The organism is Advenella mandrilli (assembly GCF_016595155.1).
Lineage (GTDB): Bacteria > Pseudomonadota > Gammaproteobacteria > Burkholderiales > Burkholderiaceae_B > Advenella > Advenella mandrilli.
Genome location: NZ_JAENGP010000004.1, coordinates 135579 through 160178, shown reverse-complemented (window position 1 = coordinate 160178; position 24600 = coordinate 135579). Strand labels below are relative to the sequence as shown.

The following is a 24600-nucleotide window of genomic DNA, read 5'->3' as shown; positions in this document are numbered from 1 at the left end:
CGTTTATTCTGTCAACCAGCCCATGACCATATCGCTTAATCCGGTCTACCGTTATATTTGTTTTGCCAGTCTGTTGGCCTTATTGCTGTTATGTGTGCTGTGGGAGCTGGTTCTTGATCCGCTGGTGCCGGGGGGCAGTATCTATGTCCTGAAAGCCTTGCCCCTTATTTTTCCGTTGTATGGTGTTTACAAAGGTAATTTATACACCATGCAATGGTCTTCCATGCTGGTCCTGCTTTACATTATGGAGGGTACCGTGCGTTGGTATTCAGACTTAAGTTCCGCCTCAATGTATTTGGGTATGGCAGAAACCCTGCTTTCATTGCTTGTGTTTGTAAGCGCTGTTTTATATGTGCGCCCGGCCAAGAAAGTGGCCCGTGCCACCAAGAAACAGGGTAAATAAAATGTTTGCCCAATTGTCGGTTAGTAATGGTTTTGCCCAACTGTCACCCGAGTTTTATACCCGGTTGCAGCCGCGTGGCCTGAACAATCCATCCTTACTGCATGTTAACAACGATGTTGCGGGTTTGCTGGGTCTTAACCAAGCACAAACTGAAAGCAATGAGTTCCTGCAAATCATGTCCGGTAATGCTCCGTTGCCAGGCGGGGTGACTTTATCGGCTGTTTATAGTGGCCATCAGTTTGGCGTTTGGGCTGGGCAGCTGGGTGATGGCAGGGCGCATTTGCTGGGTGCCGTGGCAGGGCACGATGTTAACGGCTTCCCCTGTGACTGGGAGCTGCAGTTAAAAGGAGCGGGGCTAACCCCCTATTCCCGCATGGGAGACGGTCGAGCCGTTTTACGCTCTTCAGTGCGCGAATATCTGGCCAGTGCAGCCATGGTTGGCCTGGGTATACCCACCACGCTGGCCTTATGCATTACCCAGTCTGATGATCCGGTTTATCGGGAAACCACCGAAACCGCGGCAATCGTCACGCGAGTGGCACCCAGTTTTGTCCGTTTTGGTTCTTTCGAGCACTGGTATGCTAACCGCCGCCCAGACCTGCTTCGCGAGTTGCTCAATTATGTGGTTAGCCATTTTTTTGCCGATGAAGTTAAGGTGGCACAAAGCGATGCCGATTTGTCGGCAATGGTTTGCGGATTCCTCGATAGTGTCATCAAGCGTACCGCTTTGTTAATGGCCGACTGGCAATGTGTGGGTTTTTGTCATGGCGTCATGAACACAGACAACATGTCCATTCTGGGTTTAACCATTGATTACGGCCCGTATGGCTTCATGGACGGGTTCCAGGCCAATCATATTTGCAACCATTCCGACACCGAAGGCCGGTACGCCTGGAATCAACAGGCATCCGCAGGTTTGTGGAATTTATACCGTTTGGCTAATTGTTTTATATCGCTAGGGGTTACCCAAGAGGCGCTAATCCAATGCCTTGATCGCTACGAGCCTGTCTTTACCGATGCTTTTCGCGAAAAGATGATACGCAAAATGGGTTTGGTGCAATGGCAGGAAGGTGATGAACAACTGCTTGAACAATGGTGGCAAATACTGCATACCCAAAAGGCAGACTTTACGTTAAGTTTCAGGTATTTGTCAGAAGTCATGCAAGACGACTCTCGGTTTCTTTCGCTTTTTTCAGACCAGCCTGCTGCGCAGCAGTGGTTGCAGCAATACAAAGCGCGTATTGCCGGTCTTGAAGGAAACGAGCAGGAACGGGTGGATAGCATGAACGCGGTTAACCCTTTGTATGTCTTGCGCAATTATCTGGCCGAAAGGGCTATTTGGGATGCCAAGCGTAAAAATCCGGTAACTATGGAAAATTTGTTAACGGTATTAAGAAACCCGTTTGTGGAACAGGCCGGCATGGCGCAATTTGCCGCCTTGCCACCCGAGTGGGCCAATGAGATTGCGGTAAGTTGTTCTTCTTGAACAAGATATATAAACTATAAACAGCAGAAATAAAAACGATTTGGGTAAGAGAAAAATGTCAGGTAATACATTAGGAAAAATTTTTACGGTTAGCAATTTTGGCGAGTCGCACGGGCCGGCCATTGGTTGTGTTATTGATGGCTGCCCGGCCGGCATGGCGCTGTCAGCTGAAGATATCCAGCAAGAACTGGACAGGCGCAGGCCCGGGACCTCACGGCACGTGACCCAACGTCAGGAGCCCGATCAGGTGGAAATTCTGTCTGGTGTTTACGAAGGTAAAACCACCGGAACGCCCATTGGCTTACTTATTCGTAACCAGGACCAGCGCAGCAAAGATTATTCAGCCATTTCGGATACATTCCGTCCCGGTCATGCAGACCTCACTTACTGGAAAAAATACGGTATTCGCGATCCGCGGGGGGGCGGTCGTTCTTCGGCCCGTTTAACCGCGCCCACGGTGGCGGCCGGTGCGGTGGCCAAAAAATGGCTTAAACAAGAGTTTGGCACTGTTATCCGTGGCTATATGAGCCAGTTGGGTCCTATCGAAATTCCCTTCATTTCCTGGGATCATGTCGCCAATAACCCGTTTTTTTCGGCTAACCAAAGTCTGGTTCCGGAACTGGAAAATTACATGGATGAATTGAGAAGGGACGGCGATTCTATTGGTGCGCGTATAGAAGTAGTGGCCCAAAACCTGCCTGCAGGCTGGGGTGAACCTATTTATGACCGTCTTGATGCCGATATTGCCCATGCCATGATGGGTCTAAACGCCGTGAAGGGGGTGTCGGTTGGTGCCGGATTCGAGTCCGTGGCGCAACGCGGCTCTGAACATGGCGATGAATTGACGCCTGATGGCTATTTAAGCAATCATGCAGGCGGCATCTTGGGGGGCATTTCCACCGGACAGGACATTACGGTGTCCCTGGCCATCAAGCCAACCTCCAGTATTCGCATCGAACGTCAATCGGTTAACAAGGCGGGCGAGCCGGTTATGGTGCAAACCCTGGGCAGGCACGATCCTTGCGTGGGTATTCGCGCAACGCCGATTGCTGAAGCCTTGCTGGCGCTGATCCTGATTGATCACGCACTCAGGCAGCGGGCTTATCGCTGCTGATTGCCGGTTGTGGGCAATTTCCTGCCAATAAAAAAGGACGGTATCTCAACCGTCCTTTTTTTGCTGCAATGAAAAGCGCTTAGAACAATGCTTTCAGTACGGTTCCTGAAACAGAGCCCAGGCTGATATCTGGATAGCCTTCTTTCTGGCAAACACCCTTGATAATGATTTCATCGCCATCTTCCAGGAAGGTGCGTTTTTCACCCCAAGGCAAGTCAATGGTTTTTTTGCCGCCTTCGCTTAATTCAAGCAATGAACCTGCTTCTTCGGGGTTGGGACCCGACAGTGTGCCCGAACCCAGCAAGTCTCCGGGTTGCAGATTGCAACCATTGACGGTGTGGTGCGTGACCATTTGGGCAATGGTCCAGTAGGCGTCCTTGAAATTACTGCTGGCCAGGTGTGCCGGCTGCTGATTGCTACTACGCGACTGTTCGGTGCTTAGCAAAACCTCCAGTTTAAGATCATAGGCACCGGCCTGGCTGTTTTCTTCAGAGCTTAAGTACTCAAGGGGCTGAGGGTCTTCGGCCGGATGAGAGAAGGCAGTCTTGAAGGGTAGCAGGGCTTCTGTGGTAACCACCCATGGAGAAATCGTGCTGGCAAAGTTTTTGGCCAGGAATGGGCCAAGCGGTTGGTATTCCCAAGCTTGCAAATCACGGGCAGACCAGTCATTCAAAATGCACAGGCCAAAAATGTGTCTGGAGGCATCTTCTATTGTGACGCGATGGCCAAGCGGGTTGCCGCTGCCAATGAAAACACCTAATTCCAGTTCGTAATCAAGGCGTTTGCAAGGACTTAATTCCGGTTTGCCATCTTCAGTGGTTGGACGCAATTGCCCAACCGGACGATGAAACTGCTGGCCTGATACGCCAATGCTTGACGCGCGGCCATGATAGCCGATGGGAATCCATTTGTAGTTGGGCAACAAAGGATTGTCGGGGCGGAACTGTTTGCCGACGGCAGTAGCATGATGGACGGAAATATAAAAATCGGTGTAGTCGCCAATTTTTGCTGCAGTCGTGTATTCGGCATTGGCCTGGGGTACCAGTAGTGCTTGGATGCTGGCTTGCAAGTCAGACCCGCTTTGCAGGGCGCGGGACAGGGCCAGGCGTAGTGCAGACCAGTATTCCTGGCCCAGGGCCATGAGTTCGTTCAGGTGGGTGCCACGGCAGGCATTCAGGGCCTCTTGGGCTTTGCCATCAAACAGGTTCAGGTTTGCCAGTGCGGCCAGGTCAACAATCTGGTTGCCAATGGCAACGCCTGGGCGGAATGATTCTTGTGATCCGGCCTGGCGAAATGAAGCAAAAGGCAGGTTTTGGATAGGAAAACCGTTACCTGGTACGTTGGCGGAATCTACCCAGCTTTGCAGTTGGGGGTTATGTGTCTCGTTTAGTGTTGTCATGCGTTTGAATAATTTAAAAAAGAGTTTGAAATTATAGTTGAAAACGCAACCATTGTAACGGGATCTCCTTGAAAAAAGCGAACAAGGGTTTTCCTGTATGGTACTGCGTTTTATTGCCCGGTTTGGCGTAACGGATAAAACCGTAACAGATGATACTTTACCGGATAAGCAAAAAAACAGCCAGAGGCAAGTCCGGCTGAGGCTGAAAAAGTTTTATCTTGCCTTGCAGGTTTTGTATTTGTTGGCTACCGATTAATGTCTTAATCCACTTGTTTCAGGACATTGCCAAGCACATTGAATATATGTCTGATTTGTTCCTGATTAATAATTAGCGGAGGAGAAATGGCGATAATATCGCCGGTGTAGCGCAACAGCACACCTTGGTCGTAGCATTTCTGGAAGACTTCTGCGGCACGGGCGCCAGGAGCCCCGGCTCTGGATTTAAGCTCTATGCCCGCCACCAGGCCAAGGTTGCGGATATCTACAACATGAGGAAAACCTTTTAAGCCGTGCGCGGCTTGTTCAAATACCCCACTTAATGCCTTGGCATTTTCAAAAATATGCTCGTTTTTGTACATGGCCAGCGTTGCTTTGACGGCGGCTGCAGACAGGGGGTGTCCGGAATACGTATAGCCATGAAACAGTTCTATGCCGCCCGCAGCGTTATTGACAATGGTGTTGTAAATATGGTCATGGACCGCTACAGCGCCAACTGGAACCGCTGCATTACTCAGTCCCTTGGCCAGGGTAAGGATATCAGGGGTAATGCCAAAGTATTCACTGGCAGTTGCGGTACCTAAACGGCCAAAACCGGTAATGACTTCATCAAAAATAAGCAAAATACCGTGTCTTTGGGTAATTTCACGCAAACGTTCCAGATAGCCCCTGGGGGGAATCAAGACGCCTGTAGAGCCGGCAATCGGTTCTACAATAACGGCGGCAATGGTTGATGCATCATGCAGGGCAATGATGTTTTCAAGTTCATCGGCAAGGTGTACGCCCCAGGCCGGTTGCCCCTTGCTATAGGCATTGTGCTCAAGATCATGGGTGTGCGGCAAGTGATCCACCTGGGGCAGCAGGGTATTGGAAAAGGTTTTGCGGTTGGAGCTGATGCCGCCCACTGAGATTCCCCCGAAACCCACGCCATGGTAACCCCGCTCGCGGCCAATCAACCGCGAGCGGGTGGGTTCACCATTGGCCCGATGGTAGGCCAGGGCGATTTTCAGGGCCGTATCCACAGCCTCTGATCCCGAATTGGTAAAAAATATTTTGTTAATGGTGTCTGGCATGAATTCGGCCACAGCCCGGGCCGCTTCAAATGCGACGGGGTGCCCCATCTGGAAACCGGGGGCGTAATCCAGCACATTCAGTTGTTCAATGAGCGCCTGTGTTATTTCATCACGGCCATGTCCAGCGTTCACACACCATAAACCGGCGCAGCCATCCAGTACCTGTCGATCATCGATGGTGGTGTAGTACATGCCTTTGGCCGCTTTTAGCAGGCGAGGAGAGGCTTTGAAATTTTTGTTGGCGGTAAATGGCATCCAGAAATGGGAAAGGTCGGGTGTCTGGCTCATGACTTTACTCCGAAAAGTGCATAATTATTCAGGGCGTATTTAGGGGGGGCTTATGTCTGATATGAAAAATTTTTTATTATGTGCAATTAACCGTTGCATTATGGCATGTGATTAATAGAGAAAAAAAGGCGGGTTTTACCTATGTGGACGGGCTATGTGATTGTTTTGCAACAGTTTTAAGTGAGATAATGGTTGTTTGGAAGGTTTGAATGCTGCGAGCCTGGGCAAGTGATTGGTTTTTATAGTAGTACTACTACTAGTATAAATAATGGGCTTGTTAAGCATGAGCAATCAGCGATAATTATTGCATTGTTGGCAAAAAGGTTTTTGTCAACCCAACAAAACTATTCATTTAGTTGTGCGGAGAAAAAAATGGCGCAAACACTTTACGATAAACTCTGGGACGCCCACGTCGTCGACCAGGGAGAAGACGGGACCTGTCTATTGTATATAGACCGTCAGTTGTTGCATGAAGTTACCAGTCCACAGGCTTTTGAAGGCCTGACCCTTGCCGGACGTAAACCATGGCGTTTAAGCGCCAACCTGGCCGTGGCGGATCATAACGTACCTACCCAGGACAGGGCCGAGGGCATTGCCGATCCTGTCTCAAGGTTGCAGGTTGATACCCTGGATAAAAACTGTGAAACCTTTGGTATCACAGAATTTCGCATGAACGACATGCGCCAGGGAATTGTGCACGTGATTGGGCCTGAACAGGGCGCAACGCTGCCAGGTATGACGGTTGTCTGTGGTGACTCGCATACCAGCACGCACGGCGCCATGGGTGCCCTGGCTTTTGGTATTGGTACTTCTGAGGTTGAGCACGTTTTGGCTACCCAGACTCTGCTGATGAAAAAGAACAAAAACATGCTCATCAAGGTAGAAGGTGAGTTGCCTTTTGGCTGTACCGCGAAAGACGTGGTATTGCATATTATTGGGGTGATTGGAACTGCTGGTGGTACCGGTCATGCCATCGAATTTGCCGGCAGCACCATTCGCTCCCTGTCCATTGAAGGCCGCATGACCGTGTGCAATATGGCCATCGAGGCAGGTGCCCGTTCTGGCATGGTGGCCGTTGATGAAAAAACAATTGAATACTTCCGTGGCCGTCCTTATTCGCCAACCGGCATCTTGTGGGATGAAGCGGTCAAATACTGGAAAACATTGCACACTGATCAAGGTGCAATGTTTGATACGGTTGTAGAAATCAATGCCAAAGACATCAAGCCGCAGGTTACCTGGGGTACGTCACCTGAAATGGTGCTTTCCATCGAAGACCGCATTCCTGACCCTGACAAGGAAAAAGATGATGTTCGCCGCAGCGGTATGGAGCGTGCCCTTGAATATATGGGCTTAAAGCCCAACACGCCTATCGAGGACATTCGTATCGACCGCGTTTTCATCGGCTCCTGTACCAACTCCCGCATCGAAGACTTGCGTGCTGCTGCCAAGGTGGCCCGTGGTAAACATGTGGCGTCAAATGTCATCCAGGCCATGGTGGTGCCCGGTTCCGGTCTGGTCAAGAAACAGGCCGAACAGGAAGGCCTGGATAAAATATTTATTGAAGCCGGTTTCGAATGGCGTGAGCCAGGTTGCTCTATGTGCCTAGCCATGAATGCCGATCGTCTTGAGCCAGGCGAGCGTTGCGCCTCAACCTCAAACCGGAACTTTGAAGGCCGTCAGGGACAGGGGGGGCGTACTCATCTGGTTAGTCCTGCCATGGCTGCAGCTGCCGCAATTGCCGGTCATTTTGTTGATGTCAGAAAATTAGGATAATTGAAATGGAAGCTTTTACAACACATGAAGGCCTGGTAGCCCCCTTGGACCGCGAAAATGTGGATACAGATTTAATTATTCCCAAACAGTTTCTGAAATCCATCAAGCGGACCGGTTTTGGTCCTAACCTGTTCGACGAGTTGCGCTATCTGGATCATGGCGAACCGGGCATGGATAACAGCAAGCGTCCGTTGAACCCTGATTTCATCTTGAATCAGCCTCGCTACAAAGGTGCCTCAGTTTTGCTTGCCCGTAAAAACTTTGGTTGCGGTTCAAGCCGGGAGCACGCTCCCTGGGCGCTCACCCAGTACGGTTTCAAGGCCATTATCGCCCCTTCTTTTGCGGATATTTTCTTCAACAACAGCTTTAAGAATGGCTTGTTGCCCATTGTGCTGTCTGAACTGGACGTATCGCGCCTGTTTGATGAGGTCAAGGGTTTTGCGGGCTATAAACTGCGTATCGACCTTGAGCGTCAGGTTGTGATTGCACCTGATGGCCGTGAAATGTCTTTCCAGATTGACGGGTTCCGCAAATACTGCCTGCTTAACGGGTTTGACGATATTAGTCTTACCCTGCAAAAATCAGACAAAATCAGGGCATTTGAAGCAGAACGGCTGGCCCGCCATCCATGGCTTGAAGGCAATGCCGGCTTGGTTTAATAACAGGATATTTACATGACTTATAAAATTGCAGTATTGCCAGGTGATGGCATTGGAAAAGAAATTGTCGATCAGGCCGCTCGTGTTTTAACGGCACTTAAGCTGGATATCTCGCTTGAAGAAGCCCCGGTGGGTGGTGCGGCTTACGACCAATTAGGGCATCCTTTGCCACCCTCTACACTAGCGCTGGCAAAAAGCTCCAATGCCATTCTGTTCGGTGCGGTGGGTGACTGGAAATATGACTCTTTGCCGCGTGAGCATCGCCCTGAACAGGCTATTCTTGGCTTGCGTAAAAACATGGGCCTGTTTGCCAACCTGCGTCCGGCCATTCTGTATCCGCAGTTGGCCAATGCTTCTTCCCTTAAGCCCGAAGTAGTTTCCGGCCTGGATATCCTGATTGTTCGTGAGCTTACCGGCGATATCTATTTCGGTACGCCCCGCGGTGTCCGTACCGCCGAAGATGGTGCTTTCAAGGGCGAGCAGGAAGGTTTTGATACCATGCGCTACGCAGAAACCGAAGTGCGCCGGATTGCTAAAATCGCCTTCGAAGCAGCCCGCAAGCGTCAAGGGAAATTGTGTAGTGTTGACAAGGCCAATGTACTGGAAACCTCCCAGTTCTGGCGTGATATCATGATTGATGTGTCCAAGCAATACCCTGATGTCGCTTTGTCCCATATGTATGTCGATAACGCTGCCATGCAGTTGGTACGCGCGCCTAAAGAGTTTGACGTGATCGTTACCGGTAACCTGTTTGGCGATATTCTGTCTGATGAGGCGGCCATGTTGACGGGTTCTATCGGCATGTTACCTTCGGCCTCCCTGAATGCTTCCAATCAGGGCCTGTATGAGCCCAGCCATGGTTCGGCACCGGATATTGCCGGCAAAAACATTGCCAACCCACTGGCCACTATTTTGTCGGCAGCCATGTTGTTGCGTTATTCATTAAATGAAACCGCTGCGGCTGACAAAATTGAAGAGGCCGTTCGCCAGGTATTGGCGCAAGGGTTGCGTACAGCCGACATTTATGAAGAAGGAACAGAAAAAGTTTCAACTTCTCAAATGGGTGATGCTGTATTAAAGGCATTAAGCTGATATAGTGTTGTAATATAAGCACTTAACAGTAAAGAGGGGCTTGTTGCGAAGGTAGGAATCTACCCGCGTGACAGTGTCCCTTTTGTTGTCTGAATTTTTTATAATTAGTAATTTTGTGAGTTAAAAAATGACACAATCTGTCGGTTTAGTCGGTTGGCGCGGGATGGTCGGCTCTGTTCTCATGCAACGCATGCGTGATGAGGGCGACTTCAACCTTATTAATCCCGTCTTTTTCTCAACCAGTAATGCAGGGGGTACAGCACCTGCCTGGGCGGAAGGCGCCGGTCCATTGCAAAACGCCTACGATATAGAGGCGCTGAAAAAGCTGCCTATTATTGTAACGGCACAGGGCGGAGACTACACGACAGAAGTATTTCCAAAATTACGCGCAGCAGGTTGGGATGGTATCTGGATTGATGCGGCCAGCACACTGCGCATGAAAGACGACGCGATTATTGTGCTTGATCCGGTTAATCGTGCCGTGGTTGATGCCGCCCTTGGCAAGGGTGTTAAAAACTTTGTTGGTGGCAACTGCACCGTAAGTTGCATGCTAATGGGGTTGGCCGGCCTGTTCAAGCATGACCTTATCGACTGGATGACCAGCATGACTTACCAGGCCGCTTCCGGTGGTGGTGCCAAGCACATGCGTGAACTCATTACCCAGTTTGGTTTGCTTAACGATTCCGTCAAACCCTTGCTGGACGATCCCGCTTCCGCCATTCTGGAAATTGACCGTCAATTGTTAGTTGCACAAAAAGACGAAAAGCTGCCACAGGAAAACTTTGGCATTACCCTGGCCGGCAACCTGATCCCCTGGATCGATAAAGACCTTGAAAACGGCCAGTCCCGTGAAGAATGGAAAGCCGAAGCCGAAACCAATAAAATTCTTGGTCGCGGGCAGGCATTTGGCACGGCTCCCGTGCCTATTGATGGCCTGTGTGTTCGCATTGGTGCCATGCGCTGCCATAGCCAGGCATTAACCATCAAGCTCAAACGTGATGTACCGCTTGATGAAATTGCCGATATTTTAAAACAGGGTACCGATTGGGCCAAGGTCATTCCCAACAACAAGGAAGCCACCATGGCAGGCCTGACACCGGTCGCCACTACCGGTACACTTGATATCCCGGTTGGCCGTTTGCGTAAAATGTCTATGGGTCCTGAATATCTTAGCGCCTTTACCGTGGGTGATCAATTGCTGTGGGGTGCCGCTGAACCTTTGCGCCGCATGCTGCGTATTGCCATTGGTGAGCTGTAAACATGAATTTACCCGCCTGGCTTGCCAATGAAACAGCCGTGTTGATTCTTGTGGTTTGTCTTGTCATGCTCATCGTACCTGCGGTAGCGATTGCGATTCTTAAAAAAAAGGCGGCACAGCAACCGCGGATGATGTCCGATGATGAGTTAAAGGCAAAACTGGGGAAAATCAATCTTGATCTTGATTCTCCAGAAAGCAAATAAGCATGCCTATGGACCTGCTTCCTGAATTGCCATTAAAAAGAATAGTCTTGGGTATTGCCTATAACGGTACCCCCTATTACGGCTGGCAAACCCAGCCTAATGGTAAAACGGTTCAGGATAAACTTGAAGCGGCTTTGCGGCAATTCACAACACAGGTAACCCCCACTATTTGTGCCGGACGAACCGATACCGGGGTGCACGCACTTTCTCAAGTCGTGCACCTGGACACACAGGCGGAACGACGCACTGAGTCCTGGGTCAGGGGGCTTAATGCCCTGTTACCCGATAGTATTACGGTGCGTTGGGCTAAAGAAGTGGCCCTGGATTTTAATGCGCGATTTTCTGCCCGCTCCAGAACTTATGTGTACGTGCTCAGGAATGAGCGAATTATGTCACCCCACTGGGTAGGCCGGGCCGGCTGGGACTTCCGTCCGTTAAACCTTGACGCCATGTGCAAGGCCGCAGAACACCTGGTGGGTACCCATGACTTCAGCAGTTTCCGTTCATCACAGTGCCAGGCGGCCAGTCCGGTCAGAACGATGGAATTATTGAAGATAGAAAAGCAGGGCACTTTTATTGTTTTTACATTAAAAGCCAATGCTTTTTTGCATCACATGGTACGCAATATTATTGGTTCTCTGGTGTATGTGGGCAAAGGTCGTTTCCCAAGCGAGTGGGTAAAATCGTTACTGCAGGAAAAAGACCGTAAATTTGCAGCCCCCACTTTCATGTCTGATGGCCTGTACCTGGCCCAGGTTGATTACCCCGAAGAATATGGGCTGGACTCATTTAATCAGTTCGACATTAATCACCCTTTACATTCATTGTTGCAGGCCTGAAGCAAACAATAAATTGATGCCGGTTTGCATAAATCAATAAATCCCTTGTCATTCAGGTTTGTCAAACTAAAATTGCTTCAGGGGTTAATATCAGCTTACAAAATGTGGTTAATCAGTTATCATTTTGCATCCCGGAATATATCCGGAATCATTCAGATAAAAACTATCTATTCAGTGGACATCCCTATTTGCAAGATGCCCATGCCTGAATAACAATTGGTTTATTTTTACGATTGAGAATTTCATGGGTTTTTTACTTTCCATTTCACGGTTGATAGACTCGCTGAATACTTATACCGGTAAGTTTGTCACCTGGTTAACGCTGGTGGTGGTCGTGATCAGCGCTGGAAATGCTATTTTCCGCAAAGTGTTTCATCTTAGCTCCAATGCCTGGCTGGAAATCCAGTGGTATTTGTTTGGTGCCATCTTTCTGCTTGCCGCCGGCTATACCTTCCTGAAAAATGAGCACGTGCGGGTTGATATTCTTTCACAACGCTTGTCCGAACGCACGCAGGTCACTATTGACCTGATTTGTGTCTTTCTGTTCCTGCTTCCGGTCTGCGGCCTGATTATTTACCTCTCATGGCCATTTTTCATGCTGTCGTTTGAAACCATGGAGCAGTCTTCCAATACCGGTGGTCTAATCCGCTGGCCGGTAAAGCTGTTAATTCCGCTTGGTTTCCTGTTGCTGGCATTGTCCGGGGTTTCACATTTAATCAAATGCGCTGCTTTTCTTGCCGGCAAGGGGCCCAATCCATTGGCCCGACAAAATACAAAATCGGCAGAAGAATTACTGGCCGAAGAAATTGCCCGTGAGGCAGTGCAGCGTGAGCAACAGGCAGGAGTGAAATAAGCATGGAAATCATCATCAACAACATGCCTCCAATCATGTTCCTGACCCTGATTGGCTTCTTGCTGTTAGGCTTTCCAGTCGCATTTTCTTTGGCGGCTAACGGTATTTTGTACTGTTTGTTAGGTATTTTCATGGGGGAATTTACCTTTTCATTCCTCCAGGCCTTACCTGAGCGTATTTTTGGTATTGTGCAAAATGACTCCCTGCTGGCGGTACCGTTCTTTACCTTAATGGGGCTTGTGCTGGAACGATCGGGGATGGCCGAAGACCTGCTGGAAACCATTGGCCAATTATTTGGCCCTATTCGTGGTGGCCTGGCCATTGCCGTTGTGCTGGTGGGAGCCATGCTGGCTGCTACAACCGGGGTGGTTTCCGCATCGGTTATTTCAATGGGCCTTATTTCACTGCCAATCATGCTGCGTTATGGCTATGACCGCAAGCTGGCAACCGGTGTCATTGCTGCCTCGGGAACCCTGTCTCAAATCATTCCACCATCTCTGGTGCTTATTGTTTTGGCTGACCAGCTTGGTCGTTCAATTGGCGATATGTATCGCGGTGCCATTGTGCCTAGCTTCTTGCTAACGGGCGCCTACATTATCTATATTATTATTTCTTCCATTATCAAGCCATCATCGGCACCCGCCTTGCCAGAAGAGGCGCGTGTTTATAATCAGCCCAATGGAAGCCGGGGACTTAAATCCCTGTTGGTGGTTACACTAATTGCCTCTGCTGCCGCTTATTATCTGGATAGTATCCTGATCAATGAAAGTGCACCGGTCGATGAAAAAGTGGTGGTTTCCCTGTTGTTATGGGGGGTGATTGCTTTTGCGATTGCCTTGACTAATAAATTTCTTCGTTTGGGCTTGCTATCGCGTATTGCCGAGCGGGTGATATTTGTCATGATTCCGCCTATGTTCCTGATTTTTCTGGTGCTTGGAACTATTTTTATTGGCGTGGCTACACCCACAGAGGGTGGGGCAATGGGTGCGGTTGGTTCTATTCTGCTGGCATTGTCACGTCGCAGGCTTAGTCTGGATTTGTTAAAACAGGCCATGGACACCACAACTAAAATCACCAGTTTTGTGGTGTTTATTCTGGTGGGTTCAACCATTTTCACCCTGACGTTTACCGGGTTTGGTGGCCAGGTATGGGTTCATAACCTGTTTGAATCATTGCCGGGCGGGCAGTTTGGCTTCTTGGTCGTTGTCAGTATTGCCGTTTTTTTCCTGGCATTTTTCCTGGATTTCTTCGAGCTGGCCTTCATTGTGGTGCCGTTGCTGGGGCCGGTGGCCGAAAGCATGGGCATTGATTTGATCTGGTTTGGTGTGTTACTGGCCGTGAACATGCAAACTTCGTTCATTCATCCACCCTTTGGCTTTGCCCTGTTTTATCTGCGTTCGGTGGCTGCCAAAGATGACTATATAGACAAGGTGACCGGCAAGCTTATTCCCAAGGTAAGCACCGGGGATATTTACAAGGGTTCCATTTCTTTTATTGTTATCCAATTGATGATGGTGGCTTTGGTCATGTACTGGCCAGATGTGGTCATGCACTACAAAGGGCAAGAGTCCGGTATTGATCCAAGTACCATTATTATCGATACCGGTGCTGGCTCTTATGGTGCCGATCCTTACGGAACCCCCAGCCCGTATGGCGGCGACGGGTTCTCTAGTCCTGCCGATGCGTTCAAGTAAGCTTGGAAATATATGAGAACACGGGTAAAAATCTGCGGCCTGCGCAGTAAAGAAGACATTCATATGGTGGCCGATGCCGGTGCTGATGCCATTGGTCTGGTTGCCTACGCCGGCAGCAAGCGGGCGGTTAGCATACAAGAAGCGGCTGTACTGCGTCGTGAAATTCCTGCCTTTGTTTCTGCCGTGGTGCTGGTTGTTAATGCCAGCCAGGCAGAAATAACACAAATCATCAAAGACGTAAATCCTTCGTTATTGCAGTTTCATGGTGATGAATCAGCCGAATTTTGTGAGCAGTTCCAGTTTCCCTATATCAGGGCACTCAGGGTTGGCGGCGGAGAGTTGATTTCGGCTGAAGCGGTTGCCCGGGAAGTGCAAAAATATCCCAATGCCAGCGGGTTTTTGTTTGATGCTTACAGTACGGGTTATGGTGGCTCGGGGTTAACCTTTGATTTGTCTTTGCTTGAAAAAGTGCGTGAAATCTTGCCTGCCAGAAAAATCATTATTGCCGGTGGTCTGAATGCCGGTAATGTGCAGCAACTTATCAGTCAGGTGCAGCCTTATGCGATTGATTTAAGCAGTGGCGTAGAAGCAGCCCCTGGTGTTAAATCGGCCGAAAAAGTACGGGAATTCATGAAAAAGGTGGCGCAGGCTTAACAGGCTTGTCCCATTTGCACAAAAAAACGGGCATTACTCGTTACATACTCCAGTGTGGAATGCATACGTTTTTTCTGTGGCAGCGCGGTATCATCATTCAGGTTTGCTCCGACGCCGCTTCGCGCCGAAGTCGCTGCACCTGAACGATGATACCGCTTTTGCAAGTTTGAAAATACCCAATATAATGCTTCGTGAACTGTTGTGTCAGTTCACTGTGTGGTAACGTCTATCACACGGCAAGCGATTCTATTTCTTCTTGCAACATGAGCCATTCCTCTTCCAGATCATTATGGCGCTTACTGAGCTCACCATGCTCGTTAAGCACCTTAACGCGCTCATCGCGCCGCTCATCTGCATAAAAAGACTCATTGGTGATTAGCAAATCAATCTCTTCGAGCCGCTTCTGGCTTTTTGCCATCTCGCTTTCCACTTTTTTGAGTTTGCTTTCCAAAGGTTTACGTAAAGCAGAAACGCGCTGGCGCTCTTCGGCTTCAAGGCGTTTTTGCGTTTTGCGGTCAATGTTTTCCTTGCCATTGTTTTCTGCCGCTTCCTGGCGGGCTTCGCTGCGTTGCGCCTGGTTGCGCTGGTTCAGCCATTCACGGTAATCTTCCAGGTCACCGTCAAACTCCTGGACCTTGCCATCGGCAACAATCCAGAAGCTGTCCACAGTGGTACGCAACAGGTGCCGGTCGTGCGAAACCATGAGCATGCTGCCGTTGAATTCGGCCAATGCCGTAGCCAGGGCTTCGCGGGTATCAACATCCAGGTGGTTGCTGGGCTCGTCAAGCAAAAGCAGATTGGGTTTTTGCCAAACAATTAACGACAGGGCCAAACGGGCTTTTTCACCACCAGAAAACGGGGCTACCTTTGAATTGACGGTATCTCCGCCAAAACCGAAGCCGCCCAAATAGTTACGCATTTCCTGTTCACGGGTGTCTGGTGCTATCCGGGCAAGATGCTGCAAGGGAGTGGCATCCAGATCCAGCATATCTAGCTGCTGCTGGGCAAAATAACCAACCTCCATGCCTTTGGCGGGCTTATATTGCCCGGCTAGCGGTGATAATTCTTGGGCAATGGTTTTGATCAGCGTACTTTTTCCCGCGCCGTTAACCCCCAAAACACCAATGCGGGCACCACCACGAACCATAAGCGTGACATCGGAAAGAATCGTTTTGGATTCGCCTTTTTCATTGGTATAACCGGTCGAGACTTTATCCAGCACCAGAAGAGGGTCTGGCATATTGGCCGGAGAGGGAATATGGATACTAATACCAGATTCCATTTGCAGTGGCGCCAGCTTTTCCATGCGCGCCAATGCCTTGACGCGGCTTTGTGCCTGTTTGGCCTTACTTGCCTTGGCTTTGAAACGGTCGATAAAGCCTTGCAGGCGGACGCTTTCACGTGACTGGCGGTCAATCGCGATTTGGGCTTGTTTCAGGCGTTCGGCGCGTTGTGTCAGGAAGTCTTCATAGCCGCCTTTGTATCGAACCAACTTGCATTGGTCAAAATGTAAAATCACTTTGGCCACGGCATCAAGAAACTCGGTGTCGTGCGAAATCAGGACAACCGTGCCCTGGTAAGCCGTCAACCATTTCTCAAGCCACAGCATAGCGTCAAGGTCAAGGTGGTTGGTAGGTTCATCAAGCAGCAGCAATTCGGAAGGGGCCATTAAGGCGCGGGCCAGTGCCAGTCGCATTTGCCATCCCCCTGAAAAACTGTTCACCGGGTTCATCCATTGGTCTGGTTTGAAACCAAGCCCTGCCAGCAACTGTTCGGCCCGTGAGGGTGCGCTCCAGGCATCGGCCTCTATCAGGGCCGACTCCAGTTCTGCAATTTTAGTGCCGTCATGCTCATCCAGTTGAGCGCGCTCAGCCTGAAGGGCACGCAGATGGGTGTCACCGTCTATCACAAATTCACGGGCAGGCTGCTGGCTTGAAACCACTTCCTGCCGGACACTGGCTATGCGCCAGGTATCTGGCATGGTTAATGAGCCGGCGTCCTGATCCAGTTCATCCTGTAAAAGGGCAAACAGGGTGGATTTCCCGGCGCCGTTTTTGCCAACGATACCTACCCGTTCGCCGGGGTGTATGACAAATTCGGCGCTATCCAATAATACTTTTGTGCCTCGTCTTAGCGTGAGGCCGGTAGAACGAATCAAAATAAATCCAGATAAAAAGAAGCTGTTTATTCCAGGGTAAGCAGCTGGGTTCGGTTCAACAACAAGATGCAGTGAGAGGTGGTTTCTGTTTCAAGAAAAACCGGATCCAGTGTGGGGAAGGCATTCATGAAGTTTTCATATTCATGGCCAATTTCCAGCACGATAAAGCCATCATCCTGAAGATGAGAGGGAGAGAGTTTCAGGATACGACGGATAAGCTCCATGCCATCTTCCCCACCATCAAGGGCCAGTTCAGGCTCGTTCTGATATTCAACGGGCAAGGCCTTCATGGAAGTACTGTTTACATAGGGGGGGTTGCAAATAATAAAATCATATTGCTTGTTGCCCAGTGCTTCGAATAGGTCGCTGTGGATCACATTAACCTGATGCTCAAGACCATACATGGCAACGTTGACGTTGGCCAGACGGATAGCGTAATCTGAAATATCGACGGCATCAATGGTTGCTTGCGGAAAGGCCAATGCAGCCAAAATAGCCAGACAGCCTGAGCCGGTACACATATCCAGGATATTAGCCGTATTTTCAGGGTCAACCACCCAGGGGTTCAATTGCTCTGAGAGCAGTTCAGAAATGGGCGAACGGGGGACGATAACCCGTTTATCGGCAATGAACTTGTGTCCTTGCAGCCATGCTTCGCCAATTAAATAAGCCAGGGGGATGCGTTTCTTGACGCGCTGGTCTATGAGTTTGAGGCAAAGTTTTTTTTCTTCTTCAAGCAGGCGGGCATCCAGAAAAGGCTCCAGTGTGTCCAAGGGCAGGTTCAAGGTATGCAAAACCAGGTAAACCGCCTCATCCCATGCGCTGTCGGAGCCATGGCCAAAAGATAGCTTGGCTTGGTTGAACCGGGAAACCGCAAAGCGGATCATGTCCCGGACTGTTTTAAGTTCGTTATGAATTTTTGTCATGAAAGGCTGGTAAATACAAAATAAGTGATTAAAGCAGGAGGTGTTCTAGTGTACGACGGTAAATGTTTTTCAGGGGTTCAAGCGTACTGATTTCAATGTTTTCATTGATTTGGTGAATACTGGCATTAATGGGACCAAACTCAATCACTTGCGGGCAGATTTTAGCAATGAATCGGCCATCTGAGGTGCCGCCAGTGGTGGATAATTCGGTGCTAATACCGGTTTCATCCAGAATGGCCTTGGCCATGGCCTTGCTTAACTCTGCCCGTGGCGTCAGGAAGGGTTCTCCACTAAGCGTCCAGGTCAGGCTATATTCTAACCGATGGCTTGTTAAGATTGTATTAACACGGTTTTTCAGGCTCTCGGCAGTACTGGCGCTGGAAAAGCGGAAATTGAATAAAATATTGGCCTGGCTAGGCACCACATTGCCGGCACCGGTACCAGCATGAAAATTGGAAATCTGGAAAGTGGTAGGAGGAAAATACTCATTTCCCTGGTCCCATTCGGTTCGGGCCAATTCATCAATGGCGGCAGCACAAAGGTGAATAGGGTTGCGTGCCAGGTGTGGGTAGGCAACATGGCCTTGCTTTCCCTTTATAAGCAGCTCCCCGTTCAGGGAGCCCCGGCGTCCATTTTTAACTACATCCCCCAGTTGTTTGTCTGACGTGGGTTCACCAACAATGCAATAGTCCAGGTTTTCGTTTCGCGCTTTTAATGCATCGCAAACCCTGACGGTGCCATTCACAGAGGGGCCTTCCTCGTCTGCGGTAATCAGCATGGCGATGGAACCTTTATGGTGAGGGTGTTGTGTGACAAACTCTTTGGCCGCAATCACAAAGGCGGCAATAGAGCTTTTCATGTCGGCAGCCCCGCGTCCGTACAAAACCCCGTTTTTTTCAGTTGGCGTAAAAGGGGCTGTGTCCCATTTCTCAAGGGGTCCCGTGGGAACGACGTCGGTGTGTCCGGCAAACACCAGTACCGGTGAAGCCGTGCCACGCCTGAGCCAGAGATTGTCCACTTCTTCAAAACGCATTTTTTCTGCGTAAAACCCCAAAGGGACCAGGTGGGAGGCGATTAAGTCCTGGCAATCCTGGTCTTGAGGGGTTACCGAGGCGCGACTGATTAGCGTTTTGGCCAGATCCAGCACAGTGGTATTCATGTTGCTTAGGCCCTTAACAAGTCGTTGATGCTGGTTTTTGAGCGGGTTTTTGCATCAACCCGTTTGACAATTACCGCGCAGGCAAGGCTGTGGGTACCATCGGCAGAGGGCAGAGAGCCGGGCACCACGACCGAGCCGGAGGGAATGCGGCCATAAGTAATTTCGCCCGTTTCACGGTTGTAGATTTTGGTGCTTTGGGAAAGAAATACTCCCATGGCCAACACTGAGTTTTCTTCAATAATGACACCCTCGACCACTTCCGAGCGTGCGCCAATAAAGCAGTTGTCTTCAATAATGGTGGGGTTGGCCTGCAGGGGTTCCAGTACGCCACCGATGCCGACACCGCCACTAAGGTGAACGTTTTTGCCAATCTGGGCGCAGGAACCAACAGTAGCCCAGGTATCTACCATGGCACCTTCATCAACGTAAGCACCTATATTGATATAGGAGGGCATGAGCACTACATTCTTGCCGATAAAAGCCCCACGTCGGGCAACGGCTGGCGGTACGACCCGAAAGCCGCCCTTCACAAAATCTGCGGCGGTATAGTCTTGAAACTTAAGCGGAACTTTGTCATAAAACTGCATGGGGGCATGACTCATGACTTCATTGTCCTGAATCCGGAAGGACAATAAAACGGCTTTTTTTAACCACTGGTTGACAATCCAGGTGCCTGCTGTTTTTTCTGCCACGCGAAGGCTGCCATCATTAAGGCCGGACAGGGCGGTTTCTATTGCGTCCCGTACTTTAGCGCTAACGGTTGAAGATGACAGTTCGTTGCGGTTTTCCCATGCTTGTTCAAGTGTGTTTTGCAATGCGCAGTTCATGATTTTTTTCCCGGCGGGAAGGTTATGTTGGAAATCGGGTTGAATAAATGGTTTTTCATGCCCGTGAGGCATGGGTTTAGCGGTTGTTATTGATAAAACTGGCAATCCGTTGTGCGCCTTCAATACATTGTTCAAGGGGGGTAACCAGGGCAATGCGAATGCGGTTTCTGCCCGGATTAATGCCATGGGCATCGCGGGCCAGGTAGCTGCCAGGCAAAACGGTTACGTGCTCTTGCTCATATAAGCGCAACGCAAATTCCTCATCGGCCATAGGGGTGCAGGCCCAAAGGTAAAAAGAGGCATCGGGCATTTTTACATCCAGTACTTCAGCCAGAATGGGTAGAACTGCTTCGAACTTGGTTTTATACAGGGCGCGATTCTGTTCTACATGGTGCTCATCATTCCAGGCGGCAATGCTGGCGGCGCTGAACACGGGGCTCATGGCGCATCCGTGATAGGTCCTGTAAAGCAGGAACTTTTCCAGCAGACGGGCATCACCGGCCACAAAACCGGAGCGCATGCCCGGCACATTGGACCGTTTGGACAAACTGGAAAAACACACCAGGTTCTGGTAGCTGGGGCGCCCTAATAGCTGGGCCGCCTGCATGCCGCCAATCGGTTTGTTCTCTTCAGAAAAATAAATTTCTGAATAGCATTCATCAGAGGCGATGACAAAGCCATGCCGGTCAGACAATTCAAACAGGGTCTTCCATTCTTCAAGTGGCATGACATTGCCCGCAGGATTACCCGGAGAGCATACAAATACCAGTTCGGTTTTTTCCCAGACGTCAGCCGTAATGCTTGACCAATTACTGCCAAAGTTTTTGGAAGGGTCGGCATTCAGGTAGAAGGGGGTGGAGCCAGCCAGCAGGGTTGCGCCTTCGTATATTTGGTAGAACGGATTGGGGCAAATAACCAGACTGTTTGGTCCGCCGTTAATCATGGCCTGTACAAATGAAAAAAGCGCTTCGCGTGAACCGGTGCAGGGCAAGACCTGGGTTTCGGTATCGGGCGCCGGGATATCATAGCGGCGGGCAATCCAGTTGGCAATTGCCTGGCGCAAAGCCGCGTCACCCTTGGTGGGTGGGTATGAAGACAGGCCCGAAAGATTGTTTTTAATGGCTTCTTCAATCAACTTGGGGGTGGCATGCTTGGGTTCGCCAATAGACAGGTTGATGTGAGATTTGTGTGCGGGAGCGGTTGCATTGGCAAGCAGCACTCTTAGTTTGGTAAAGGGGTAGGGCTGTAGTAAATCTAGTCTGGCATTCATTGGATTGAAATGTCCGTTTTGGTTACAAGGTTTTTTGTTTTTTTTATTATGCACAACAAATCATTCTAATATTGGATTTACGTTAGATTTGCTTGAAAAAATGAAGAGGGCCTTAATTCAAGGCAATATAAACTGAACAGACTATGGGGGGGAGGACAGTGACGAATGTACTGATAAAGAGGGATGTTTATTGTTTTTTTTAAAATATCTTGGTGCGAGCGGAGAGACTCGAAAAACAAGTAAACAAGCCGATTTCAGCCATATTGTGGGTAATTTTTGGGAAGATTTATTTTATTTTCAGGTATCTTGAGATTTCCGCGCCGGTAATACGGCCGTCAATAACTTGTATCTTGCCTTGGGCTATACGCTTCTGCAAAGTATTGTAGCTTACCCCCAAAAGATTTGCGGCATCTTTTAGATGATATAGGGTGATTTCATTGAACATATTCAATGCCCCTATCCTGGCCGCCTGAACCAGCATTTCCTGCAATTCGGCTTTTTCAAGTATGTGTGTCATTGTCTATCCTTCTTTGCTTTAATCTTTACCGCCGCTTCCCGCATCATCGCTGCAGTCAACTGCCCAGCTGTGGTGCGCACAGGACTTTCGCTCAAGCTCATTCGCTGATCGCCGTAAAGCTCGAATGTCCGCTCCAGGGCGATTGATTTTGGGGCGTGGTATTCGCGGGTGCTGGTTAGTTTTTGGGGTTTTGTTTTCATTCCTCAACCTTCCTGGCTAAGAATACGGGATCAAACTCACGATCTATTTCAAACTTACCGATCAATGTTCCGTTCGGTAGCCAGAGCGTCATATTTATGGGCCACAAACACTCCCATCCATCGTGTTCTGAGTGGTAATCATCAGCTGCCTGTTTTGCTATAAACCCTGGATCTCTATCATGACAGTCAAAATCACACTTAAACTCGTATGAATTTTCAAAATCATCATCGGTGTTGTATCTATAAATATTCATCCCTCACCTCTCATTGCTTCGTCAATTTTTTCACGGCATCTGTTCTCGGCCCCCCAGGCATACCATGCGCCTAATGTTTTTTTGCTAACGTACCCACAACTTTCATTCGGAGTTATATCCATACCCATATGTACCTTGGCCCAATATTCAAAGCGCTCTCGCTCGGTTCCGGTGGATTCGTCCGTCAAGGAATCATTAACAACTGGGGAGCCGGGCGTGCAATCCGGGCATGGCTCTGCGGGCTGTGGGGCGGATTTAATCATCGCCGTGTACATTGTGCTGGTTTTTTTTAACCCGTCCGCCTTCCACGCGATTAGTGCAGCATAGAGCATTTCCAATGTAGGGACGATTGGCACCAGCCGCCAGCCTTCAGGTGCCGCATTGAGGGCTTCCTCATTATGGCCCTCGCGTTCACGCTGAATAATTTCAATGAGTTCTTCTTTGGTGAGTGATTCAAGGGGTCTGATATTCATTTCTGTTCCTCTGTGCATAGATTTACCCGGGCTTGCCATGCGTTCCAAGCCACGTCTGTCGTTAAAGACAGGTAAGACCCGTCATTTTGGCGAGATAAGGTGCGCGTCATGAAATCTTTGATCGCCCACTGCTCAAACGCCCTGCGTTCTTTTTCAAATTTCATAAATTCTCCGGCATCAATAAAACAACATCATCACCCCAGGTATCGTCATAAAGTCTGACGCGTGCAATGGCATAAATGTAACCCAGCGGTGCTGGCCGGAATTCAGCATCTTCATCGCGTTGTGTAGCCGAGAAACAAAGATCAAAGGTATATGCCCTAATTTCGTATCCCTCTAGGTGAGGGAAATTCTGTTTTCGCCATTCGTTGGCTTTGTCAAAGTTCATTTCAAAAGCCCCTTCGTGCTACCCCTAAAATCAACATCCGGCACAATAACCTGCGGTTTGAATACAACTCGGTAATGGTATGTACTGACATCCACGCCGTCCAGCTGCTCGGCAAAGTAAGTCACGTTGTCCGATAACCCAAGAAAATGCTTCTTGTACTCGTTTGGCCCGGTCTTGCAGGTGACATGAAATGACGTGTTTGATGCATTAGTGTCAATCGAACATTTGCCCTCAATCGTCAAAATGTATTGATCTGTGATGCCGTTGTAGAACACGATTCGGCGATTGATTTCAAACATATCAGCGGCTTTACTTAAATTCCGAGAGGCAATATTTGAGTCCGTATCGCATCCGGCCAGAGCTACGCTGGCAAGCATTATTAAAAGTGTTTTTTTCATATTTATCCTCAAAAACTTCCGGCATATTTCTGCCAAAAATCGGCATACTGCCAGTTATCCAAAATCACAACAATTTATGTACGGTTCTGCGCACAACACCATCCGGCAGGTCTTTTGTTTCTTCGCTGATTAATCCAGATATGGCCGGCTTTCCGTTATGCACAATAAACCCAGAATCGCGAGCGCCTGTCCTGGCCACATAATCAGCCTCAATCTTGGCTGTATTCACCAGCACCTGGCCAAGATCGGCAATGGCTTTTGCATCCTGCACAGTAATCTTTCCGGCTTTCAAAAGATCCATTGCATCAAAGAGCGATTCACGCAGATCGGTTATTGTTTTGCTCATGTTCGCTTATTCCTTTCGTTAATTTTTTGACTGCTCGAATAGCGTTTTTCACCTCAAGCGGGTACCTGTGTATAGTGTTGCGCCTCATATTTTCGGCTCGGCTGATGCACTCCAATCGGTCAATGGTGATTTCCTCGATCTTGTTGGTGTGCATCCCAGGCATGAACCTGACGACATGATCACCGGGTATTGGTCCGCGCTCTCGCTCCCACACAAGGTGAGCAACCGGGCGCCACCGCCTGGCAGGGTACAAATCTGGGGTGTCGGTCGTCTTTTGCTCAAGAGCCCCATCCCTAGTGATTCGAAAAGACCCGATTGGCACATAGTTTCGCTGGGCCGCACCGGACATCTCGCCTTTCTTGAAGCGTGTTTCAATACTTCTGCCACCTGCCGACCAACCCGTGCCTTTATTCCAGGGTGTTTGGCCCTTTTTAAACTGGGTGCCGGCGCCATGCGCACTGACTTTTTTGCCGCACTCGCTTAAAAACGCCTTGTCTTTTTTCAGGCCCATCTTGCCGGCGCGATAATAGACTGCTGAAAGGGAGCAATTTAGCGCTTTGGCGATATCAGGCGCTGACATTGTTGAGTAGTGCTTGGCCAGATAATCAATATCGTCTTGCTTCATCAGTAAATCCTCTTGCAGACCTCTTTCCACCACTTCGCATAATCACCATCGA

The 24600-nt window shown here is 49.5% G+C and carries 28 protein-coding genes; 12 read left to right on the top strand and 16 right to left on the bottom strand.

The features are described 5' to 3' along the window. Positions 1-22: 22 nt before the first annotated feature. Genes JHL22_RS05305 through aroC form a run of 3 tightly spaced genes read left to right on the top strand, consistent with a single transcriptional unit; the run spans position 23 to position 3003 of the window. The gene (locus tag JHL22_RS05305) at positions 23-403 is read left to right on the top strand and encodes a DUF2069 domain-containing protein (protein WP_200234852.1); all 381 of its coding nucleotides are present in this window, start codon (positions 23-25) and stop codon (positions 401-403) included. Between the two features lies 1 nt (position 404). After that, a complete protein-coding gene (locus tag JHL22_RS05300) occupies positions 405-1889 on the top strand; it encodes a protein adenylyltransferase SelO (RefSeq protein ID WP_200234690.1) in 1485 nt (494 codons plus the stop codon). A gap of 55 nt (positions 1890-1944) precedes the next feature. Then, complete coding sequence (gene aroC / locus JHL22_RS05295) at positions 1945-3003, top strand: chorismate synthase (RefSeq protein WP_200234688.1); 1059 nt, start codon at positions 1945-1947, stop codon at positions 3001-3003. Positions 3004-3082: 79 nt separating this feature from the next. Here the strand turns inward: aroC and fahA are convergent, their stop codons facing one another. Together fahA and aptA are read right to left on the bottom strand one after the other, a co-directional pair. Further along, positions 3083-4402: a fumarylacetoacetase gene (gene fahA / locus JHL22_RS05290; RefSeq protein ID WP_200234686.1), complete on the bottom strand. Its 1320-nt coding sequence runs from the start codon at positions 4400-4402 to the stop codon at positions 3083-3085. A 260-nt stretch (positions 4403-4662) separates the two neighbouring features. Further along, complete coding sequence (aptA, locus tag JHL22_RS05285) at positions 4663-5979, bottom strand: omega-aminotransferase AptA (RefSeq protein WP_503488463.1); 1317 nt, start codon at positions 5977-5979, stop codon at positions 4663-4665. Between the two features lie 372 nt (positions 5980-6351). Between aptA and leuC the strand changes: the two genes are divergently transcribed. The 9 genes from leuC (at position 6352) to JHL22_RS05240 (ending at position 15007) form a co-directional block, all read left to right on the top strand. Then, positions 6352-7755, top strand: a complete 1404-nt coding sequence (leuC, locus tag JHL22_RS05280) for a 3-isopropylmalate dehydratase large subunit (RefSeq protein WP_200234684.1) — start codon at positions 6352-6354, stop codon at positions 7753-7755. A gap of 5 nt (positions 7756-7760) precedes the next feature. Further along, positions 7761-8414, top strand: a complete 654-nt coding sequence (gene leuD, locus JHL22_RS05275) for a 3-isopropylmalate dehydratase small subunit (RefSeq protein ID WP_200234682.1) — start codon at positions 7761-7763, stop codon at positions 8412-8414. 15 nt (positions 8415-8429) lie between these two features. Further along, positions 8430-9506, top strand: a complete 1077-nt coding sequence (gene leuB / locus JHL22_RS05270; protein ID WP_200234680.1) for a 3-isopropylmalate dehydrogenase — start codon at positions 8430-8432, stop codon at positions 9504-9506. 127 nt (positions 9507-9633) lie between these two features. After that, positions 9634-10764: an aspartate-semialdehyde dehydrogenase gene (gene asd, locus JHL22_RS05265; RefSeq protein ID WP_200234678.1), complete on the top strand. Its 1131-nt coding sequence runs from the start codon at positions 9634-9636 to the stop codon at positions 10762-10764. Between the two features lie 2 nt (positions 10765-10766). Beyond that, positions 10767-10967: a hypothetical protein gene (locus tag JHL22_RS05260; protein ID WP_200234677.1), complete on the top strand. Its 201-nt coding sequence runs from the start codon at positions 10767-10769 to the stop codon at positions 10965-10967. A gap of 2 nt (positions 10968-10969) precedes the next feature. Next, positions 10970-11806, top strand: coding sequence for a tRNA pseudouridine(38-40) synthase TruA (gene truA / locus JHL22_RS05255; RefSeq protein ID WP_234041121.1), 837 nt, complete (start codon positions 10970-10972; stop codon positions 11804-11806). Between the two features lie 244 nt (positions 11807-12050). Then, positions 12051-12659, top strand: a complete 609-nt coding sequence (locus JHL22_RS05250; RefSeq protein WP_200234675.1) for a TRAP transporter small permease subunit — start codon at positions 12051-12053, stop codon at positions 12657-12659. Positions 12660-12661: 2 nt separating this feature from the next. Further along, on the top strand, positions 12662-14353 hold the full coding sequence (locus tag JHL22_RS05245; RefSeq protein WP_200234673.1) for a TRAP transporter large permease: 1692 nt from the start codon (positions 12662-12664) through the stop codon (positions 14351-14353). 12 nt (positions 14354-14365) lie between these two features. Continuing rightward, positions 14366-15007, top strand: coding sequence for a phosphoribosylanthranilate isomerase (locus tag JHL22_RS05240; protein ID WP_200234671.1), 642 nt, complete (start codon positions 14366-14368; stop codon positions 15005-15007). Positions 15008-15236: 229 nt separating this feature from the next. On the opposite strand, the gene JHL22_RS05235 is transcribed toward JHL22_RS05240, so the two are convergent. From JHL22_RS05235 to JHL22_RS05170, 14 genes are all read right to left on the bottom strand, one after another. Continuing rightward, positions 15237-17165, bottom strand: a complete 1929-nt coding sequence (locus JHL22_RS05235) for an ATP-binding cassette domain-containing protein (protein WP_200234669.1) — start codon at positions 17163-17165, stop codon at positions 15237-15239. Positions 17166-17191: 26 nt separating this feature from the next. Next, complete coding sequence (gene prmB / locus JHL22_RS05230; protein ID WP_200234667.1) at positions 17192-18091, bottom strand: 50S ribosomal protein L3 N(5)-glutamine methyltransferase; 900 nt, start codon at positions 18089-18091, stop codon at positions 17192-17194. A 28-nt stretch (positions 18092-18119) separates the two neighbouring features. Further along, positions 18120-19250 carry a succinyl-diaminopimelate desuccinylase gene (dapE, locus tag JHL22_RS05225; protein WP_200234665.1) on the bottom strand — a complete coding sequence of 377 codons (1131 nt, stop codon included), beginning with the start codon at positions 19248-19250 and terminating at the stop codon, positions 18120-18122. A gap of 5 nt (positions 19251-19255) precedes the next feature. After that, a complete protein-coding gene (dapD, locus tag JHL22_RS05220; protein ID WP_200234663.1) occupies positions 19256-20077 on the bottom strand; it encodes a 2,3,4,5-tetrahydropyridine-2,6-dicarboxylate N-succinyltransferase in 822 nt (273 codons plus the stop codon). 76 nt (positions 20078-20153) lie between these two features. Continuing rightward, entirely contained in the window at positions 20154-21347 is a 1194-nt protein-coding gene (gene dapC / locus JHL22_RS05215) for a succinyldiaminopimelate transaminase (protein WP_200234660.1), read from the bottom strand. Between the two features lie 286 nt (positions 21348-21633). Beyond that, positions 21634-21864, bottom strand: coding sequence for a MerR family transcriptional regulator (locus tag JHL22_RS05210; RefSeq protein WP_200234658.1), 231 nt, complete (start codon positions 21862-21864; stop codon positions 21634-21636). Beyond that, a complete protein-coding gene (locus JHL22_RS05205) occupies positions 21861-22064 on the bottom strand; it encodes a hypothetical protein (RefSeq protein ID WP_200234656.1) in 204 nt (67 codons plus the stop codon). Before JHL22_RS05205 ends, JHL22_RS05210 begins: the two co-directional genes overlap by 4 nt. Then, a complete protein-coding gene (locus JHL22_RS05200; RefSeq protein WP_200234654.1) occupies positions 22061-22318 on the bottom strand; it encodes a hypothetical protein in 258 nt (85 codons plus the stop codon). Before JHL22_RS05200 ends, JHL22_RS05205 begins: the two co-directional genes overlap by 4 nt. After that, positions 22315-22791 (bottom strand): hypothetical protein, encoded by a 477-nt coding sequence (locus JHL22_RS05195; RefSeq protein WP_200234652.1) that lies wholly within the window; start codon positions 22789-22791, stop codon positions 22315-22317. The genes JHL22_RS05200 and JHL22_RS05195 overlap by 4 nt, the downstream gene beginning before the upstream one ends. After that, on the bottom strand, positions 22788-22955 hold the full coding sequence (locus JHL22_RS05190) for a phiTE_015 family protein (RefSeq protein ID WP_200234650.1): 168 nt from the start codon (positions 22953-22955) through the stop codon (positions 22788-22790). Before JHL22_RS05190 ends, JHL22_RS05195 begins: the two co-directional genes overlap by 4 nt. Continuing rightward, positions 22952-23179 carry a hypothetical protein gene (locus JHL22_RS05185; RefSeq protein ID WP_200234648.1) on the bottom strand — a complete coding sequence of 76 codons (228 nt, stop codon included), beginning with the start codon at positions 23177-23179 and terminating at the stop codon, positions 22952-22954. Before JHL22_RS05185 ends, JHL22_RS05190 begins: the two co-directional genes overlap by 4 nt. Further along, positions 23176-23577 (bottom strand): beta-sandwich lipoprotein, encoded by a 402-nt coding sequence (locus JHL22_RS05180; protein ID WP_200234646.1) that lies wholly within the window; start codon positions 23575-23577, stop codon positions 23176-23178. The genes JHL22_RS05185 and JHL22_RS05180 overlap by 4 nt, the downstream gene beginning before the upstream one ends. Positions 23578-23641: 64 nt before the next feature. Beyond that, positions 23642-23923: a hypothetical protein gene (locus JHL22_RS05175; RefSeq protein WP_200234643.1), complete on the bottom strand. Its 282-nt coding sequence runs from the start codon at positions 23921-23923 to the stop codon at positions 23642-23644. After that, positions 23895-24548, bottom strand: a complete 654-nt coding sequence (locus tag JHL22_RS05170) for an HNH endonuclease family protein (RefSeq protein WP_200234641.1) — start codon at positions 24546-24548, stop codon at positions 23895-23897. The genes JHL22_RS05175 and JHL22_RS05170 overlap by 29 nt, the downstream gene beginning before the upstream one ends. Between the last annotated feature and the right edge of the window lie 52 nt (positions 24549-24600).

What these genes read in the sequence shown, in the direction of transcription:
- JHL22_RS05305 (WP_200234852.1), top strand. Translation starts at nt 23, where the DNA reads ATGACCATATCGCTTAATCCGGTCTACCGTTATATTTGTTTTGCCAGT.
- JHL22_RS05300 (WP_200234690.1), top strand. Translation starts at nt 405, where the DNA reads ATGTTTGCCCAATTGTCGGTTAGTAATGGTTTTGCCCAACTGTCACCC.
- aroC (WP_200234688.1), top strand. Translation starts at nt 1,945, where the DNA reads ATGTCAGGTAATACATTAGGAAAAATTTTTACGGTTAGCAATTTTGGC.
- fahA (WP_200234686.1), bottom strand. Translation starts at nt 4,402, where the DNA reads ATGACAACACTAAACGAGACACATAACCCCCAACTGCAAAGCTGGGTA.
- aptA (WP_503488463.1), bottom strand. Translation starts at nt 5,979, where the DNA reads ATGAGCCAGACACCCGACCTTTCCCATTTCTGGATGCCATTTACCGCC.
- leuC (WP_200234684.1), top strand. Translation starts at nt 6,352, where the DNA reads ATGGCGCAAACACTTTACGATAAACTCTGGGACGCCCACGTCGTCGAC.
- leuD (WP_200234682.1), top strand. Translation starts at nt 7,761, where the DNA reads ATGGAAGCTTTTACAACACATGAAGGCCTGGTAGCCCCCTTGGACCGC.
- leuB (WP_200234680.1), top strand. Translation starts at nt 8,430, where the DNA reads ATGACTTATAAAATTGCAGTATTGCCAGGTGATGGCATTGGAAAAGAA.
- asd (WP_200234678.1), top strand. Translation starts at nt 9,634, where the DNA reads ATGACACAATCTGTCGGTTTAGTCGGTTGGCGCGGGATGGTCGGCTCT.
- JHL22_RS05260 (WP_200234677.1), top strand. Translation starts at nt 10,767, where the DNA reads ATGAATTTACCCGCCTGGCTTGCCAATGAAACAGCCGTGTTGATTCTT.
- truA (WP_234041121.1), top strand. Translation starts at nt 10,970, where the DNA reads ATGCCTATGGACCTGCTTCCTGAATTGCCATTAAAAAGAATAGTCTTG.
- JHL22_RS05250 (WP_200234675.1), top strand. Translation starts at nt 12,051, where the DNA reads ATGGGTTTTTTACTTTCCATTTCACGGTTGATAGACTCGCTGAATACT.
- JHL22_RS05245 (WP_200234673.1), top strand. Translation starts at nt 12,662, where the DNA reads ATGGAAATCATCATCAACAACATGCCTCCAATCATGTTCCTGACCCTG.
- JHL22_RS05240 (WP_200234671.1), top strand. Translation starts at nt 14,366, where the DNA reads ATGAGAACACGGGTAAAAATCTGCGGCCTGCGCAGTAAAGAAGACATT.
- prmB (WP_200234667.1), bottom strand. Translation starts at nt 18,091, where the DNA reads ATGACAAAAATTCATAACGAACTTAAAACAGTCCGGGACATGATCCGC.
- dapE (WP_200234665.1), bottom strand. Translation starts at nt 19,250, where the DNA reads ATGAATACCACTGTGCTGGATCTGGCCAAAACGCTAATCAGTCGCGCC.
- dapD (WP_200234663.1), bottom strand. Translation starts at nt 20,077, where the DNA reads ATGAACTGCGCATTGCAAAACACACTTGAACAAGCATGGGAAAACCGC.
- dapC (WP_200234660.1), bottom strand. Translation starts at nt 21,347, where the DNA reads ATGAATGCCAGACTAGATTTACTACAGCCCTACCCCTTTACCAAACTA.
- JHL22_RS05210 (WP_200234658.1), bottom strand. Translation starts at nt 21,864, where the DNA reads ATGACACACATACTTGAAAAAGCCGAATTGCAGGAAATGCTGGTTCAG.
- JHL22_RS05205 (WP_200234656.1), bottom strand. Translation starts at nt 22,064, where the DNA reads ATGAAAACAAAACCCCAAAAACTAACCAGCACCCGCGAATACCACGCC.
- JHL22_RS05200 (WP_200234654.1), bottom strand. Translation starts at nt 22,318, where the DNA reads ATGAATATTTATAGATACAACACCGATGATGATTTTGAAAATTCATAC.
- JHL22_RS05195 (WP_200234652.1), bottom strand. Translation starts at nt 22,791, where the DNA reads ATGAATATCAGACCCCTTGAATCACTCACCAAAGAAGAACTCATTGAA.
- JHL22_RS05190 (WP_200234650.1), bottom strand. Translation starts at nt 22,955, where the DNA reads ATGAAATTTGAAAAAGAACGCAGGGCGTTTGAGCAGTGGGCGATCAAA.
- JHL22_RS05185 (WP_200234648.1), bottom strand. Translation starts at nt 23,179, where the DNA reads ATGAACTTTGACAAAGCCAACGAATGGCGAAAACAGAATTTCCCTCAC.
- JHL22_RS05180 (WP_200234646.1), bottom strand. Translation starts at nt 23,577, where the DNA reads ATGAAAAAAACACTTTTAATAATGCTTGCCAGCGTAGCTCTGGCCGGA.
- JHL22_RS05175 (WP_200234643.1), bottom strand. Translation starts at nt 23,923, where the DNA reads ATGAGCAAAACAATAACCGATCTGCGTGAATCGCTCTTTGATGCAATG.
- JHL22_RS05170 (WP_200234641.1), bottom strand. Translation starts at nt 24,548, where the DNA reads ATGAAGCAAGACGATATTGATTATCTGGCCAAGCACTACTCAACAATG.